Source organism: Leifsonia sp. GW821-FHT13C05 (genome assembly GCF_058806515.1).
Map to the genome: position 1 here is coordinate 22,165 of NZ_JBXAPT010000003.1, position 13,865 is coordinate 36,029.

General features: G+C 64.9%; 15 protein-coding genes and 1 pseudogene. 10 read left to right on the plus strand and 6 right to left on the minus strand.

Annotated features, from left to right (window positions below; all coding sequences use genetic code 11):
* The first annotated feature begins 190 nt into the window (after nt 1-190).
* A pseudogene (locus tag AC1ROC_RS10530) lies at nt 191-1,236 on the plus strand (IS110 family RNA-guided transposase).
* Nucleotides 1,237-1,669: 433 nt separating this feature from the next.
* Nucleotides 1,670-1,972 carry a hypothetical protein gene (locus tag AC1ROC_RS10535; RefSeq protein ID WP_168688762.1) on the plus strand — a complete coding sequence of 101 codons (303 nt, stop codon included), beginning with the start codon at nt 1,670-1,672 and terminating at the stop codon, nt 1,970-1,972.
* Between the two features lie 53 nt (nt 1,973-2,025).
* On the opposite strand, the gene AC1ROC_RS10540 is transcribed toward AC1ROC_RS10535, so the two are convergent.
* Complete coding sequence (locus AC1ROC_RS10540) at nt 2,026-3,429, minus strand: ParB/RepB/Spo0J family partition protein (RefSeq protein WP_493000045.1); 1,404 nt, start codon at nt 3,427-3,429, stop codon at nt 2,026-2,028.
* Nucleotides 3,430-3,687: 258 nt separating this feature from the next.
* Between AC1ROC_RS10540 and AC1ROC_RS10545 the strand changes: the two genes are divergently transcribed.
* Complete coding sequence (locus AC1ROC_RS10545; RefSeq protein ID WP_168688764.1) at nt 3,688-3,834, plus strand: hypothetical protein; 147 nt, start codon at nt 3,688-3,690, stop codon at nt 3,832-3,834.
* 249 nt (nt 3,835-4,083) lie between these two features.
* On the plus strand, nt 4,084-4,713 hold the full coding sequence (locus AC1ROC_RS10550) for an FAD-dependent oxidoreductase (RefSeq protein ID WP_168688765.1): 630 nt from the start codon (nt 4,084-4,086) through the stop codon (nt 4,711-4,713).
* Here the strand turns inward: AC1ROC_RS10550 and AC1ROC_RS10555 are convergent.
* A complete protein-coding gene (locus AC1ROC_RS10555; protein ID WP_247597297.1) occupies nt 4,702-5,028 on the minus strand; it encodes a TetR family transcriptional regulator in 327 nt (108 codons plus the stop codon). The two genes, AC1ROC_RS10550 and AC1ROC_RS10555, sit on opposite strands and share 12 nt — an antisense overlap.
* A 545-nt stretch (nt 5,029-5,573) precedes the next feature.
* Here AC1ROC_RS10555 and AC1ROC_RS10560 point away from each other — a divergent pair.
* Both AC1ROC_RS10560 and AC1ROC_RS10565 read left to right on the plus strand, forming a co-directional pair.
* Complete coding sequence (locus AC1ROC_RS10560; protein WP_168688766.1) at nt 5,574-6,611, plus strand: MIP/aquaporin family protein; 1,038 nt, start codon at nt 5,574-5,576, stop codon at nt 6,609-6,611.
* An 87-nt stretch (nt 6,612-6,698) separates the two neighbouring features.
* Nucleotides 6,699-7,568 carry an SDR family oxidoreductase gene (locus AC1ROC_RS10565; protein WP_493000048.1) on the plus strand — a complete coding sequence of 290 codons (870 nt, stop codon included), beginning with the start codon at nt 6,699-6,701 and terminating at the stop codon, nt 7,566-7,568.
* An 8-nt stretch (nt 7,569-7,576) separates the two neighbouring features.
* Here the strand turns inward: AC1ROC_RS10565 and atpB are convergent, their stop codons facing one another.
* Nucleotides 7,577-8,356 carry a F0F1 ATP synthase subunit A gene (gene atpB, locus AC1ROC_RS10570; RefSeq protein ID WP_247597298.1) on the minus strand — a complete coding sequence of 260 codons (780 nt, stop codon included), beginning with the start codon at nt 8,354-8,356 and terminating at the stop codon, nt 7,577-7,579.
* Nucleotides 8,357-8,530: 174 nt separating this feature from the next.
* Here atpB and AC1ROC_RS10575 point away from each other — a divergent pair, with 174 nt between their 5' ends.
* A complete protein-coding gene (locus AC1ROC_RS10575) occupies nt 8,531-9,070 on the plus strand; it encodes an SRPBCC domain-containing protein (protein WP_493000050.1) in 540 nt (179 codons plus the stop codon).
* 90 nt (nt 9,071-9,160) lie between these two features.
* On the opposite strand, the gene AC1ROC_RS10580 is transcribed toward AC1ROC_RS10575, so the two are convergent.
* Nucleotides 9,161-9,811 carry a TetR/AcrR family transcriptional regulator gene (locus AC1ROC_RS10580; protein ID WP_168688769.1) on the minus strand — a complete coding sequence of 217 codons (651 nt, stop codon included), beginning with the start codon at nt 9,809-9,811 and terminating at the stop codon, nt 9,161-9,163.
* Between the two features lie 55 nt (nt 9,812-9,866).
* On the opposite strand from AC1ROC_RS10580, the gene AC1ROC_RS10585 reads away from it, so the two are divergent.
* Together AC1ROC_RS10585 and AC1ROC_RS10590 are read left to right on the plus strand one after the other, a co-directional pair.
* Nucleotides 9,867-10,700, plus strand: coding sequence for an oxidoreductase (locus tag AC1ROC_RS10585; RefSeq protein ID WP_168688770.1), 834 nt, complete (start codon nt 9,867-9,869; stop codon nt 10,698-10,700).
* A 27-nt stretch (nt 10,701-10,727) separates the two neighbouring features.
* The gene (locus AC1ROC_RS10590; RefSeq protein WP_493000053.1) at nt 10,728-11,201 is read left to right on the plus strand and encodes an anthrone oxygenase family protein; all 474 of its coding nucleotides are present in this window, start codon (nt 10,728-10,730) and stop codon (nt 11,199-11,201) included.
* Between the two features lie 77 nt (nt 11,202-11,278).
* Here AC1ROC_RS10590 and AC1ROC_RS10595 read toward each other — a convergent pair whose 3' ends face one another.
* On the minus strand, nt 11,279-12,628 hold the full coding sequence (locus tag AC1ROC_RS10595; RefSeq protein ID WP_085369567.1) for an NAD(P)/FAD-dependent oxidoreductase: 1,350 nt from the start codon (nt 12,626-12,628) through the stop codon (nt 11,279-11,281).
* Entirely contained in the window at nt 12,625-13,458 is an 834-nt protein-coding gene (locus AC1ROC_RS10600) for a glucose 1-dehydrogenase (RefSeq protein ID WP_493000055.1), read from the minus strand. Before AC1ROC_RS10600 ends, AC1ROC_RS10595 begins: the two co-directional genes overlap by 4 nt.
* A gap of 161 nt (nt 13,459-13,619) precedes the next feature.
* On the opposite strand from AC1ROC_RS10600, the gene AC1ROC_RS10605 reads away from it, so the two are divergent.
* Nucleotides 13,620-13,853, plus strand: a complete 234-nt coding sequence (locus AC1ROC_RS10605) for a hypothetical protein (protein WP_085369565.1) — start codon at nt 13,620-13,622, stop codon at nt 13,851-13,853.
* Nucleotides 13,854-13,865: the final 12 nt, after the last annotated feature.

The following is a 13,865-nucleotide window of genomic DNA, read 5'->3' on the forward strand; positions in this document are numbered from 1 at the left end:
CGCCGTGAGGCGGTGCCTTCCGATCGACCCGTCCGCGCGCTGGGGGCTGAATGTCGGTTTGTCTGTTCCGATGGCTTGATAGAAGGTCGTCCGCTCCGGGCGTTCTGGGTTGCGTGACTCGTTAGAGATGCGCCTCGCAACACCCTTGACCGACGTGATGAACGTCCGTTGAGAAAGGGAGGAGTGCTCGGTGACGGCTGTGACCGACGAATACGACTACGTGGTCGGGGTGGATACTCACGCCAAGACCCACACTTACGCGGTGCTAGCTGCGGACACTGGCCGGGTGATCGACTCGGCGATGTTCCCCACCTCGCCCACCGGAATCAGCCGGGCGTTGGCCTGGATGCATCGCCGCGGTGATGGTCGCTTGCTAATCGCGATCGAGGGGCTGGCTCCTATGGCGCTGTCATTGCCCGGGTCTTCCAGGACGCGGGCCTGGCCGTTTGCGATGTCCGGCCCCCGAAACGGGCAGCGCGTGCTGCGCGCGGCAAGTGCGATGAGATCGACGCCGTTGCCGCGGCACGCACCGCCATCGCCACCGACGTCGAGCGGCTCGCGGCCCCACGTTCGGACGGGATCCGCGCCGCCTTGCGGGTCCTGCTGATGGCGCGGCAAGCTATGGATGGGCGACGCACCGCGGACCGTAACGCCCTCACCGCACTGATGCGCAGCTTCCAGCTGGGGATGGACGTCCGCAAGCCGCTCACGGACGGCCAGGTCCGCGAGATCGTCGGCTGGCGGCATCGTCCTGTCGAAGACGCCCCGATGACCACGATCCGGCAGGAAGCCCGCCGGCTCGCGCTTTCGGTGCTCGAGCTCACCGCGCAGCTCGATCTGAACCGGGAGGTGCTAGCCGACTACGTCGAGCAACTCGCTCCCGGCTTGCAGAGCATCCGCGGAGTCGGCCCGGTCACCGGCGCTCAGCTCGTCGCTGCCTACTCACACAAGGGCCGGATTCGCAGCGAAGCCGCGTTCGCCAACCTCGCCGGCGCCGCCCCGCTGCAAGCCTCAAGCGGCAACACAACCCGGCACCGGTTGAACCGGCAAGGCGATCGGCAACTGAACCGGGCACTGGACACCATCATCCGGGTCCGACTTACCTGCGACCGCGCCACTCAGGACTACATGGCGCGTCGAACCGCGGAAGGCAAAAGCCGCCGCGAGGTCCGCCGCAGCCTGAAACGCTACCTGGCTCGTCAACTCTTCCGGCAGCTGAACGCCGTCATGGCCTAACACCCAGTCGGGTTAGCCACCACAGCCAAGCGGAGCCGCACGGAGGCGGCGCAGATCTCGCTGTTCGGAACGCCTGCGGCGTGCTGTTTCTGCCACCGTATTTTCGCCATTCCGGCCGGCCGATCATAGCTTCCTCCGTCATCTCCGTTCCCTCCGGTCGCTATTTGCAGACTCCACTCGCTGCGCTCCCTCCACTTAGCAACCGCTCCCGCCGGGCACTGCGCTGCCTCCACGCGCTCTCGATCTCTCTGCCGGAACGGCAAAAAAACTGATCGGCGGGACAACCACGCAACACCCGCTGATTTGACACAGACCCATAGAAGGTTCGATCAGGAGCAGGACAGCACAACCGCCTCCACCTGGTCACGCCGGCCCGGCAGACCAATTTGACACCGACCCATAGAAGGGTCGATCGACCAGGGGAGTGATCAGGATGCGGGTATTCGTCATCGATACGAGAGACATGGGACCGGAACTGCAGGGCGGACTGATCGGGGTAGTCGGCTCGACAAACCCGACCGCCGCGGAGAAGCAAGAGTGCGTGGACACGGTGAGCCGGTACGCCGTGGACGGGTGGGCGATCGCCGCTGACCCGCGCACACCGATCGGCCGGCTTGCCGCGCTGACGGCCGAGACAGCGTGTGTGCCGTTCCTGGCCTTCAACCGGGTAGCCCAGCGAGGAGGTCCGGTCGTCGTGCCATCGATGGTCGGCGCTACGACTCGCGGGCTCTCCTGACCGCGCAAAACGGAAGCGGGCTCGGTGCGCGGGTCCGCTTCCGTCCAGGGTGATCAGTCGCCTTCGCCAGGCCGCCCACTGACCTGAGCGGCGTCTGGTTCCGCCTCGGCTGCCGTGTGGGCGGTGACGATCTGTTCGACGTCGCTGAGGCTGTACCCCCAACTGGCGAGCTGGGTGAAGTAGTCGGCGTCGGTGGACGACGGGTGCCGCCAGGTCTGCTTGCTGGTGACGGATTCGCACGCTCCGAGCACGACCGCGAGAGTCACATGCTGAGCTTTCGCCGGGGTCCGCTCGACCAGCGCGGCCAGCCTGTCGTTCTCGAAGTAGCCGGACGGCTCCAGGCCGAGCAGCTGGTGGGCGAGCTCGTTGCCCTCGCGGGCGGCGGTGCTGACCGCCTGCCGGTGGATGGTCAGACCCTTCGCGATCACCACCGCTACGTCCTTGGGAAGGGTCTTGCGGGAGAGGAGGTTGGTGAGCCATTCGCGGCGGACGGTCTCGGCGGATGCCCACGCCTTGTTGTTGGCGATCAGGATGCGCCGCTCGGCCTTCTCGTCGTCGGTCATCGGGCCGGACGTGGACTGGGTGCCGCCGTAGCTGTGGAACCCAGCCGCTTTCGCATCGTGGAGGAAGTAGCTGATGTTGGCATCACCGTCCGCGTAGACGCGCACGAAGGCTGCTCGCCCCTCCTGGTTCTCGATCTGCTCGACGGTGACCCGTTGGTCGTCGGCGGTGAGCAGTTCGCTGATCCGTGTGTACTCGGTGTCGTAGTAACCGGGATCGCTGGCGAGGATCAGGTAGCCGCGTCCGGCCAGATCGGCTACCGCGTCGTTCTTTGTCTTGGCGCGGGCTTTGTCGTCGCGTGCCCGCTGGGCCGCGTGCGCGAACTGCGCCGGGTCCGTGGTCGCGACCTGGATGAGGTCGGCGCGGAGCTCGTCGTCGCCGTCGAACTCGATCAGGACGGCCGCCTGATCCAGGGTCAGCGGGTGCTCCTGGATTGCGCTCGCCGCAGCCTTGTTCTCGACCACGGCTAACGCGGTCCGGACCTCCTTCTGCTTGGTCCCGGTGCGTCGTGCGATTGCGGTGACGCTGAGTCCTTCGAACGCGAGTTGCTGGAACGCGGCGGCACGGTCGCCGTCGCTGACGGCTTCGCGCTGGTCGTTCTCGACTATCTGCTGCACGATCCGCTCCGCAGCCACCTCGTCTGCCTCCACCAGGTAGACGGGGATGGTGGCCAGCCCTGCTTCGCGGGCGGCGAACACCCTGCGCTGTCCTGCCCGGACGGTCACCTGGCCGCCGTCTGTGCGGTGGGCGAGGACGGGGGTGAGCACCCCGTTCTCTTTGATGGACTGCACGAAGGCGGGGGTGATGGGTGCGGAGGGTCGCACGTTGTCCTCGATGATGAGGGTGTGCGGGTCGAGGTGTTCGATGGTGCCCGCCGCGGTGGTGGTGTCGCTCATTTTTCTGTTTCCCTTCAACTGTTTTTGTTCGCCTGTCTGGCAAGGGGATCGAGGGTGAGCGGGAGCGGAGCGCAGTGCCGGGTCGTGGAATACCGCAGGGAGCGCAGCGAGTGAGGATATGCCGCGAAAGCCCGGAATGCAGCTCGCGGCAGCGAACTACGATCGACGGTCAGGCAGACGGGCAACCCGACGACAGCGTGCGCCTATGCCAGCAAAACCTGCGCACGTGGCGTGCTGTCCGCTGGGAAAGCGATCGCTATGATCTCCGGAGAACTCGATAAGAAGGAGCAACCGCTGATGGTCGTCCTGGAGGCGCATCCCGCTCGTGCGCTCACAGTGAGGGGTGCCAGAGTCGATGACATCTCGATGATCTATGTCGCCGAACAGGCCAATGGCGGAATTTGAACTCGACCGGCTCGAACAGTGGACGCCCGCGCTCGATCGGAATCTCGACCTCTGGACCCGGAATTTCGAGCGATCGACTGTGGTCGAGGCCGGAGACGATAGAGCCGGATTCGCTCTCGGGGCGGACGAGGGAGCAGCGTCGACCCTCATAACCATCCAGGTGCTTCCGGCGTTTCGGAGGGTGGTTGGGAAGAGTGCTCCTCGAGAAGTTCGTGAACGACGCACGGCGCGCTCGGTGGCGAGGGCGGCTTGGTTCTCGCCGGCGACGAGGGCGATCCCGACCTGCGCAGGCTGCGGGCGTTCGCCGAGCGCAACGGGATTCCCTACCGCACCGTGCTGCGCGGCGACGGTGCGGCGTGGGGCGCCCTGGCGGCGGGGTGCGAGCTGCCGGAGAACGGTGCATGCGTGGTGACCGGTCGGCAACGCGTCCTCTCGAGTCCCACCAACCGGAAGTCCGCCGCCGCATTCGGACTCGACCTTAGGGAAGCGCATGGGCTGGAGCGGTGCGGCATGCTCGTCGTCGGGGCTGGACCGGCTGGTCTGGCAGCCGCGGTGTATGGCGCCTCTGACGGTCTTGACGTGCTGCTTGTCGAAGAGCTTGGCGTTGGTGGCAAAGCGGGGACATCGTCGCGCATCAAGAACTACTTGGGTTTCCCGCACGGCGTCTCCAGCCGTGAATTGACTCGAGCGGGGACACTGCAAGCTGTGAAGATCGGCGCCCGGATCATCGCCCCGCGTTCGGCGACCGCGCTGGCCTGGACCTCCGCTGGATTTCGTGTAGGCGTGGACGACGAGACGGATATGTTCGCCCGCGGTGTCGTGATCGCAACGGGCGTGCAGTATCGGCGGTCGCCGCCGCACCCTGGACTATTTTCTTGACCACCGCCCCATCAAGGCCGCCTTGTCGACGAAGTGATGCGAGATCATGCGGGTGCTGCTGAGGCCCGCGACTTCGCGGATGCGCGCGAAGGATGTCGCAGCGAAGCCGTGCTCAGCGATCACCCCGGATGTAGCGTCGATCATCTGCCGTCGGCGCTCCTCGGTTGACTGGTAACCGCGGGTGGTCGCGATGGGCACGTCTCCATAAGTGATTCGCGCGATGGCTGCCTGCCCGTCGTTGGGCGGTTCGGAGCCGTTGACCGATTGTGCGATTGAGCAGCGGGAGCGCGACCACCATTCGCTCGGTTCTGTCACACGAGGACCGTGAGCCGTTGCATGGCATGTCTCGCGACGTGCTTCTATCGGATGGGTGGTCGTCAGGGCGTAGAGGCTGCTTTCCGCGTCTGACGCGGTTCAGCCTGCGATTTCTGATCGGTGAGTCCCGCATCGAGGGCATCGTGTGTCACGCTCCTCGAGTACTGCACCGCATTCGTTGCACAGTCGATGCAACCAGCAGGACGGATCGCCGACGTCATCCGCTGACTCTTCGAATGGGGCGGTGAGGGAAGCGCCTCGGTGTCGGCGCTTCCCTCCTGCTCCCGGGCGATCCGTGGACCGATCGCTCTGTTCCGGGGCAGCCCTGGTGGGGTTCGTGTCGGGGGCGTTGTTCGACGTTGTCGCCTTCCTTGTTGTTGAGGGTGTGGTGGGCGCGTCTGTCATGGGATGACGATACCGTTGCTTTTGCGTATTCGCAAAGGTTGCGCTAGACCTTGTATTTTTCTGAAGGTCGTCCTAGCATTCGATTGCAAAGGACACGCTGGTGGTGCGTGCCCGTACCTGTTCGATGGTGGAGGTGCGGCATGACTGACGAATCGATCCCGGTCCTGTTCCGAGGTTCCGGACTGAAGCGACGAGGTGGCCTCTGGGGTGAGTGTTTGGCCGAGTTTCTTGGCACGTTCGTGCTGATCAGCTTTGGTGACGGGGTGGTTGCGATGGCGGTGGCGGCGCTGCCGGGCTCGGGGCGCACGGAAGGGCCGACGACGTTCTTCCTCGGAACGGGCGACTGGCTGCTGATCACCTGGGGGTGGGCGTTCGCGGTGGTGTTTGGCGTGTACATCGCCGGCGGTGTCAGCGGGGCCCACCTGAATCCGGCAATCACGTTAGCGTTTGCGATCCGGCGGAAGTTCGCCTGGGTGAAAGTGCTGCCCTATATGGCCTCGCAGCTTGTGGGTGCGTTCGTCGGAGCCGCGCTGGTGCTGCTCGTATACGTCAGTGCGATCAATGCGTTCGACGCGGCGAGCAAGGGAACGAAGGTCAATGGGCATACGTTGGCGTCGTTCTCGATCTTCGCCACTTTCCCCGCGCCGTATTTTCACGGGAACATGTGGTGGCCGCTGATCGATCAGATCGTTGGCACCATGTTCCTGGTGCTGATTGTGGTCGCGGTGATCGATCTGAGGAACACGGCGGTGCAGTCGAATCTTGGTCCGCTGATCATCGGGTTCGCCGTGGCGGCGATCGGGATCTCGTTCGGCGCGAACGCCGGGTACGCCATCAACCCGGCCCGTGACCTTGGGCCGCGGCTCCTCGCCTGGGCGGCAGGATGGGGGAACCTCGCTGTGCCGGGAGATGGCGACTGGTTCAGCGGCTACATGTGGGTGCCGATCTTGGGTCCGTTGATCGGCGGCATCGTCGGTGTCCTCGTCTACGACCTGTTCATCGGCGACGTGCTGAACGCCCGCAAGATGCGGCTCGCGGTAGAGCGGGGTGGCCACCGGGTGGAGCGTGTGACCACAAATGGTCGGCCTCCTGGGCCCGACACGTTGGAGGCTGACGGGTACGGCGCACGCGCTGGGCGGCCTCCGGGACCGGATACGCCGGAGACGGGCGGCAGATAGAGGCACACTCGTGGAATGTGAGCTGCGAGTGGCGGCGACTGGTGCGAGGACACGTTCACTCCCGGGTCCTCGCACCAGCACGCTGACATGACTGGCGATGCCTTTGGACGGGTCCTCGTCGCGGGCTCGACCGGACACCTCGGCGGGTGCATCGTGGCGGAGCTCCGGCGCCGTCGGGTGTGGACGCGGGCTCTCGTCAGGCGGGAGGAGCAACGGACGACCGTGACCGCTGATGACGTGTTCGTCGGGCAAGTCACCGACCCGCACTCGCTGCGCCATGTAGCCGACGATGTCGACACGGTCATCTCCACAATCGGCGTTACCCGGCAGCGGGACGGTGTCGGGTATGAGAAGGTCGACTACGCCGGGAACCTCGCGCTGCTGCGGGAGGCGGAAGCGGCCGGGGCGCGCCGGTTCGTGTACGTGTCGGTGCTGCGCGGGGAGACCTTGCGCGGTCGTGTTCGTCTGGTCGCGGCGAAGGAACGATTCGTCGACGAGCTGACAGCGTCGCCGCTGCGGTCGACCGTGATTCGGCCGACCGGGTTCTTCTCCGACATGGGAGAGTTCCTGCGCATGGCGCAACACGGTCGGGCATTCCTGATCGGTGACGGCCGCAATTTCATCAACCCCATCTCCGGCCCGGACCTCGCCACGGCCTGTCTCGAAGCCGCCGCCGCCGGTGTCGCCGAGCGGGCGGTGGGCGGCCCGGACGTGTACTCCTACGAGGATGTTGCCAAGCTCGCGTTCTACGTCGCCGACCGGCGGCCGCGGATCGTTCACGTTCCGCGTCGTCTCGCGCGAGCAGCAATCGCGGCGGCGTCCGCCGTCACCCCACAGCGAGTGTACGGGCCGGCGCAGTTTCTGGTCGCGGCGCTGACGGAAAATATGGTGGCGTCCCCGTTCGGCGACGACCACCTGGAGGACTACTTCCGCACCCAACTTCGGCCGCGCGGTTGAGGGTCAGGTCAGTGGGTGTCGGCGACCGCGAGCTGGATGTAAACCCCCGTCAGCAAGGTGAAGATGTATGCCTGCAGCACCCCGACGAGGATCTCCATCAGTGTGAACGCGAATGCGAACACTAGCGTGCCGACACCGAACAGTTTGAACAACCCGGGTGCTTCGAAGATAAACCATTCGGTCCCGGAGAAGAACAGCACCAGCAGCAGGTGCCCGACGACCATGTTCATCATCAACCGCAGAATGAGCGTCACCGGTCGCACCAGGAACGTTGAGATCAGTTCGATCGGGGTGACGATGATGTACAGCGGCCACGGCACGCCCGGTGGGAACAACGCGTTGCGGAAGAAGCCGCCCGGTGAGTGTCGGATGCCAGCGTAGACGAACGTGCCGTAGGTGACGATGGCGAGCACTAACGGCACTCCGATTACCGCAGATCCCGCCATGTTCAGTCCGGGGATGATGCTGGTGAGGTTGAAGAAGAGCACCATGAAGAAGATCGTCGTCAAGAGCGGCAGGAACCGTCTGCCGTCCTTCTTTCCTAACAGGTCCTCAGCGATGTTGACGCGGACGAAGTCCAAGCCGAGTTCGATAACGCTCTGCCAGCGACCGGGCACGACCTTCAGTCGTCTTGTTCCCAGCCCGAAGACGAGAACGATCGCAAGCGTGGCGATGAGGCGAATGATGGTGACCCTGTTGACTTCGAACGGGGTCCCTGCGAACAACAGGGCGGGTGGGAAGAAGTCGTTGATGGACGGCCCGGTGAATCCGGAGTCGGCGAGGAGCAAAGGGGGCGTCTACTTTCGGGGCGATCGGGCGCGTAGCCCGCTGGTCGTCGAGGTGGCGGGCCGGCGGCAGTATCCCCACCGCCAACCCATCTCATCGTAGTAGTATTCATTGCGAAATCGCAACGGTTGCGAAGGAGCACGAACTCGTGCTCTCCTGGACGCGAGGAGGTCTTCATGGCCGCGCCAACTGGTCGCCTGATTCGGAGAGACGACGGTGTCTACGTCGTCCTCGACCGCATCTTCCACGCCTCGATCGAAGAGGTGTGGTCCTATCTGAGCCGGTCCCCGCGACTGGCCAGCTGGGTGGGAGAATTCACGGGGTCGCCGGCAACCGGGCCGCTCCGCTTCCGGCTGAACGGGGACGACGCCGCCTGGGAGGATGTGTCAGTACTCGAGTGTGAGGCGCCACATCGGTTCGCTGCCGACATCGGGCGCGCGGGAGACTCGTGGCGGGTCTACTGGCATGTCGTCCAATCCGGTGGCCACACCACGCTCACGTTCGGCCGTCGCCTTGGTGTGCTGACGGACAGTTCGGAAGGGGCACGCTGGGACTACTACCTCGACCGGCTCGTCGCGGTGCACGACCGGACGGCTCTGCCGGGGTGGGAGCAGTACGTCCCAGCAATGAGTCGCTACTATCAGATGCTGGCCACGCTTCCTCTGCAGGAACGGGGAACCAGGCAGAACACTGCCCCTGCTGCCGGGCAGGGCTGACGTTTCGCCGCACTGTCGTCCAGAGTAGGCAAGGCCCCGTCGGCGTGCACAGTCCGTTCACGCTCGTGCAGCCCTCGACCGAGATGCGCGTCATCGCACGCCGCGGAGTACGGTATCCACAGCAAATTCGAGCTCGAGGCGAGCGTCCGAGACGTCCTGGTCGGCTGCAATCGCCAGCCGCGGATAGCGGGCAGAGACAATGTCGGCGAGCCACGGCGTCGGGGTTGCGCGACGCAGGCTCATCTCGAGTGAGGCGTAGGTGCGGACGAGATTGTCCAAGAGAAGCGCTAGCCGCAGCGCGTCGACGTCGGTCTGATCTGTGATCGCGCCGACGAGGGCGTCGATCCAGGCGTACGCGCGCGGCTGCGTCGGCATCCTCGTCGGCGTGACTTCGCACAGCCAGGTGTGTTCGGCGTAGCGGTCGGCGAGCTGCGACGCCCACGCCCGGCACCGTTGCTGCCAGTCATCGCCCTGGATCGGAGGGGGGTCGCCGATTGCAGCATCCACCATCAACTCGACAAGCTCTGCCTTTGAGTCGACGTAGCGGTAGATGGCCGTGGTTGTCATGCCGAGCCGTTCGGCGACTTTCCCGAGCGAGATGCCACCAAGACCGACTTCGTCCGCGAGATCGACGGACGCTCCCGCGAGTTCGGCCGCACTCCACCGCGACTTCGGGCCTCGACCCGCAGGGGCGCCGAGACCCCAGAGTTGCCGAATCGCGCGATCCTCTTGACTGTGCATGGCGTTCACTGTAGCGTCCCTATCTGTGAATCACATTCACAGATAGGAGCTGTTCATGACTACGATTCTGATCACTGGTGCGTCCGCGGGCATCGGCGCTCGCACAGCTCGCCTGCTCGCCGCGGGCGGAGCGACAGTCTTTGGCGCTGCCCGCACGACGGGGGCGATCGCCGAGATCCCAGGCGTCACCCCTGTCGCTCTCGACCTCACCCACGAGGAATCGATCCTGGCGGCGGTGGACACGGTAAACCGTCTCGCAGGCAGTGTGGATGTGCTCATCAACTGCGCCGGATACGGAGAATTCGGCAGCGTCGAAGAAACGCTGCTCGCCGACGCCCGCCGGCAACTCGAGGTCAACGTCTTAGGGGCGATCGGGCTGATACAAGCCGTCCTGCCAGGGATGCGAGCCGCACGTCGGGGAAGGATCGTCAACGTGTCCTCGCTGGCTGGGGAGTTCGCTGCCCCAATGGGAGGTTGGTATCACGCCTCCAAGTTCGCACTTGAGGCGTTGTCGGATTCGCTCCGCGGCGAAGTCGCGCAGTTCGGAATCGACGTCACAGTTGTTCAGCCGAGCTACGTTGCAACGGACTGGCACGACAACGCGATGGAACGCGTGGAGCGGGCTTCCGCGCGCGGACCATACTCGGCGATGGCCTCCGCGATGCGCACCTATTTCGCCAACCCAGCGCTCACCAGGCAATTCTCAAGCCCCGATGCAGTGGCGGCCATTATCGCTAAAGCGGCATTGACCCGACGGCCGCGAACTCGCTACCGGATCGGCCCTGGCGCAAACATCGCCGTCGCCCTCGCCACCATCCTTCCGGACCGCACATTCGACGCGCTGACTCGTAAGCAGTTCGGCTATCCCCAACTCACGCCCCAGCCGTAGACAGACCCAGCCTAGAAGGGACCCCGCATGGACGTCATCGTTTCGATCACCACCACAGTCGCCATCCTTGGAGTAGCCGTGATTTTCGGCGCCGACGTGCTCGCCGCGGTCGTACTCCGCCCGGTCTACACCGGTGTGGATGCGCGCACGCTCGTGCAGGCCGTCGGGCGCGGTCACCATTTTGGAGACCGTCGCCTCCCGATCGCCGGCATCCTTGGCGTCGTGTTCACCGCGGCCACGGCGATCATCGCCTTCATCGGGCGGATGCCAGCGCCCGGTTTCCTCGCGGGAGCGGCACTACTGCTGCTGCTTACCTGGCTGGTTCTCTTCACGCGAATCTCGAAGCCGATCAATGCGCGACTCAGCGCCGCCGCATTGGCGGGTGAGGTGCCGGAAAATGCGCGGGAGCTGCAGGATCGATGGGAATCGATCATCACGCTGCGCGCCGTCATACAAGGCGTGTCCGTATTGCTGCTCTGCTCGGTACTCATCGTCGCGTGAACGAGAAGACGAGCTTCCGAACGATCGCCCCGCCTGGCTCAGCTCGTCAACCGCACAAGTAGGGCCTGGCGGTGGACCTACGGCGCGTGATTCTTCTCCTCCGTCTGCCCGGCGATCGCCCGCTCGAAAGTCCTGCGCGGATGTTGGACGGCGGACGTGGATGTCAGGTCCCGGATTGCGAGGACGTTTGCGGCCCAGTTCGCCGCGAGTCGTATCCGTCTGGACATGCTGGGAAGAGCTGCACCGTGGTAGGCCTTGTCGATGACCCAGGCGAGCTGGCCTCGAACCGGCACGCCCTTGACGACGCCGGCGCCGCGCCGTGCGCCGAAGCTCGCGAGGGTGCCGAGCGACGTGTGCCGGTACGCGAACGGTTCGGTGCCATCCAGGACCCGGAGGATGTTGTCTGCGACGAGTTGGGCTTGTCGGAGAGCGTGTTGGGCAGTTGGCGGGCAGAATGCGGGTTGTGAGGGCGCGGTGAGGTTGGGGATTTCGGCGTTGTCGCCGATCGCCCACGCACCAGGTAGTGGTGTGCCGTCGTTGTCGATCACTTGGAGGCGCGCGTTGGCTTGAACGTGACCTTTGCTACCTCGGGGAGCGTTCGTCCGGTCCAGCTCCGGGTTGGGGGTGACGCCGGCCGCCCACACGATCGTGTCCGCGCCGAGCTGGGTGCCGTCCGTGAGGTGGACGATACCGTTCTCGCAGGAGCGCATTTCCGTGTTCGTTTTCACGGTGATCCCGCGCCGCCGGAGGAGGCGGAGGGTCCAGTCGGAGAGCGAAGGGGGTAGCTCCGTAGCGATCCGACCAGCTGCTTCCACAAGAATCCAGTGCTGCGCTGCCTGGTCCAAAGTGGGGTAGCTTGCATGGGCGCGGCTGGCGAGATCCTGGAGCTCGGCCATCGCTTCAACCCCGGTGTAACCGCCGCCGACGAAGACGAAGGAGAGGGCGCGGTTGCGAACGGCGGCGTCTGTCGTGCTCGCCGCAGATTGGATGCGGTCCAGGACATGGTTGCGGAGGAACACGGCCTCCTCAAGTGATTCGAATCCGACGGCATGTTCGGCCAGACCGGATATTGGCGCTGCTTTCGTGACGGCGCCGAGGGCGAAGACAACGTGGTCGTATCGGGTCGCTCGTTCGGTTCCGTCGAGGGTGCGTATCACGGCGGTCTTCGACCGGCAGTCGACGGATTCGATCGTCCCGCCGACGACGGTGGCGAAGGAGAGCGGCCGGGAAAGGTCGACGGTGACATCACGAGGTTGGGTGTGGCCCCCAGCGACTTCGGGCAGCAGGGGTTTGTATGTCATGTACGGTCGCGGTTCGACCACCGTCACGCGCACGCGTCCGGACAGTGCGGCGCGGCGAAGTCCTCGAGCAGCGTGGAAGCCTGCATACCCGCCACCGAGAATGAGGATGTGCGGCGCCGCGGTCACAGCCCGACGCTTCCCTGCATGATCCCACCGTCGACGAAAACGGTGGTCGCTGTCAGGTAACGGCCCTGGTTGGACGCCACGAAGATCACCGTGTCGGCGATCGCCGACGGATCGGCGACCGTTCGGAGCGGGATGCTTTGCTCGAGTTTTCGGCGACTGTCCGGGTCGGTCATCGTCGCCGCATTGATCGGAGTGTTCACCGCTCCGGGGGCCACGTTGACGACGCGCACCCCGTGCGGGCCGAGCTCGACCCCGGCCGTTCGGGTGAGCATCCGCATGGCACCTTTGGAGACGCAGTAGGCGATATTGCCGGGCATCGGCCAGTCCTCATGAACCGAGGACATGTTCACGACCACACCTCCCTCGGGGCCTTGCTGGATGAATTGCTCGGCCGCGAATTTCGTTCCGAAGAACGCACTGCGAACGTTCACCGCGATAACTTCGTCGAAGGTGTCCTCGTCGATCTCGAGCAGGGACATGCGTTTTTCGATTCCGGCGTTGTTCACGAACACGTCCAGCCGTCCAAACTCGTCGACCGCGGCTCGGATCAGCTTCTGGATGCCGTCGGGTTGGGAAGCATCTGCCTCGACGCCGATTGCTTCGCCTCCGGTGGAAACGATCTGTTGCACGAGGTCGGCAGTGTCGTCGGGATGGGCGACGTAGTCGATCACGACGCGTGCACCCTCCGCTGCTGCTGCGATCGCGGTGGCGGCACCTATGCCGCTGTTACCGCCGGTGACCACGATGGTCTTGCCATCTAATTGCATGCGTTCTCCCCTCGGGATGGATTGTCCGCAATTGTAAGCAAGCAATTGCGATGCCGCAATCATTGCGAATGACCTCGATATCCAATCAGGGAAGTGGTAGGGCTCTCCGGTCGCGTGCCCACGAGCTCGGGTCGATTCCCGGGCAATTCATCGTTAGCAGCATCTTCACTAAGGCTGGCGTTGGTGCAATAATTGCGCTGTAGCAACTAATCGAGGTGAGAAGGATGGACAAAGCAAGAGACGAGTTCGCAACCGAACGGGATTCTCTAGAGGGGCAGTACACCCAGCACGGGGACACCGCGCCACGCACGGTGCACGGTCAATACACCGAGACCGAGGCGGAGGCACCCGACCCGCACGTCGAGGGAGAGTACACCGGCGCCTCCCACCACGGTGAAGCACCAGAGGTGACGAGCACGGAGAAGCGTCACGGCAACTACCCGAAGGCGGAGCACTGACGTGGCAGGACG

Coding starts and splice junctions, on each gene's coding strand:
- AC1ROC_RS10575 (WP_493000050.1), top strand. CDS start 8,531: ATGGCCGCGCCAACTGGTCGCCTGATTCGGAGAGACGACGGTGTCTAC.
- AC1ROC_RS10580 (WP_168688769.1), bottom strand. CDS start 9,811: ATGCACAGTCAAGAGGATCGCGCGATTCGGCAACTCTGGGGTCTCGGC.
- AC1ROC_RS10560 (WP_168688766.1), top strand. CDS start 5,574: ATGACTGACGAATCGATCCCGGTCCTGTTCCGAGGTTCCGGACTGAAG.
- AC1ROC_RS10590 (WP_493000053.1), top strand. CDS start 10,728: ATGGACGTCATCGTTTCGATCACCACCACAGTCGCCATCCTTGGAGTA.
- AC1ROC_RS10585 (WP_168688770.1), top strand. CDS start 9,867: ATGACTACGATTCTGATCACTGGTGCGTCCGCGGGCATCGGCGCTCGC.
- AC1ROC_RS10605 (WP_085369565.1), top strand. CDS start 13,620: ATGGACAAAGCAAGAGACGAGTTCGCAACCGAACGGGATTCTCTAGAG.
- AC1ROC_RS10545 (WP_168688764.1), top strand. CDS start 3,688: ATGATCTCCGGAGAACTCGATAAGAAGGAGCAACCGCTGATGGTCGTC.
- AC1ROC_RS10600 (WP_493000055.1), bottom strand. CDS start 13,458: ATGATTGCGGCATCGCAATTGCTTGCTTACAATTGCGGACAATCCATC.
- AC1ROC_RS10535 (WP_168688762.1), top strand. CDS start 1,670: ATGCGGGTATTCGTCATCGATACGAGAGACATGGGACCGGAACTGCAG.
- AC1ROC_RS10565 (WP_493000048.1), top strand. CDS start 6,699: ATGACTGGCGATGCCTTTGGACGGGTCCTCGTCGCGGGCTCGACCGGA.
- AC1ROC_RS10540 (WP_493000045.1), bottom strand. CDS start 3,429: ATGAGCGACACCACCACCGCGGCGGGCACCATCGAACACCTCGACCCG.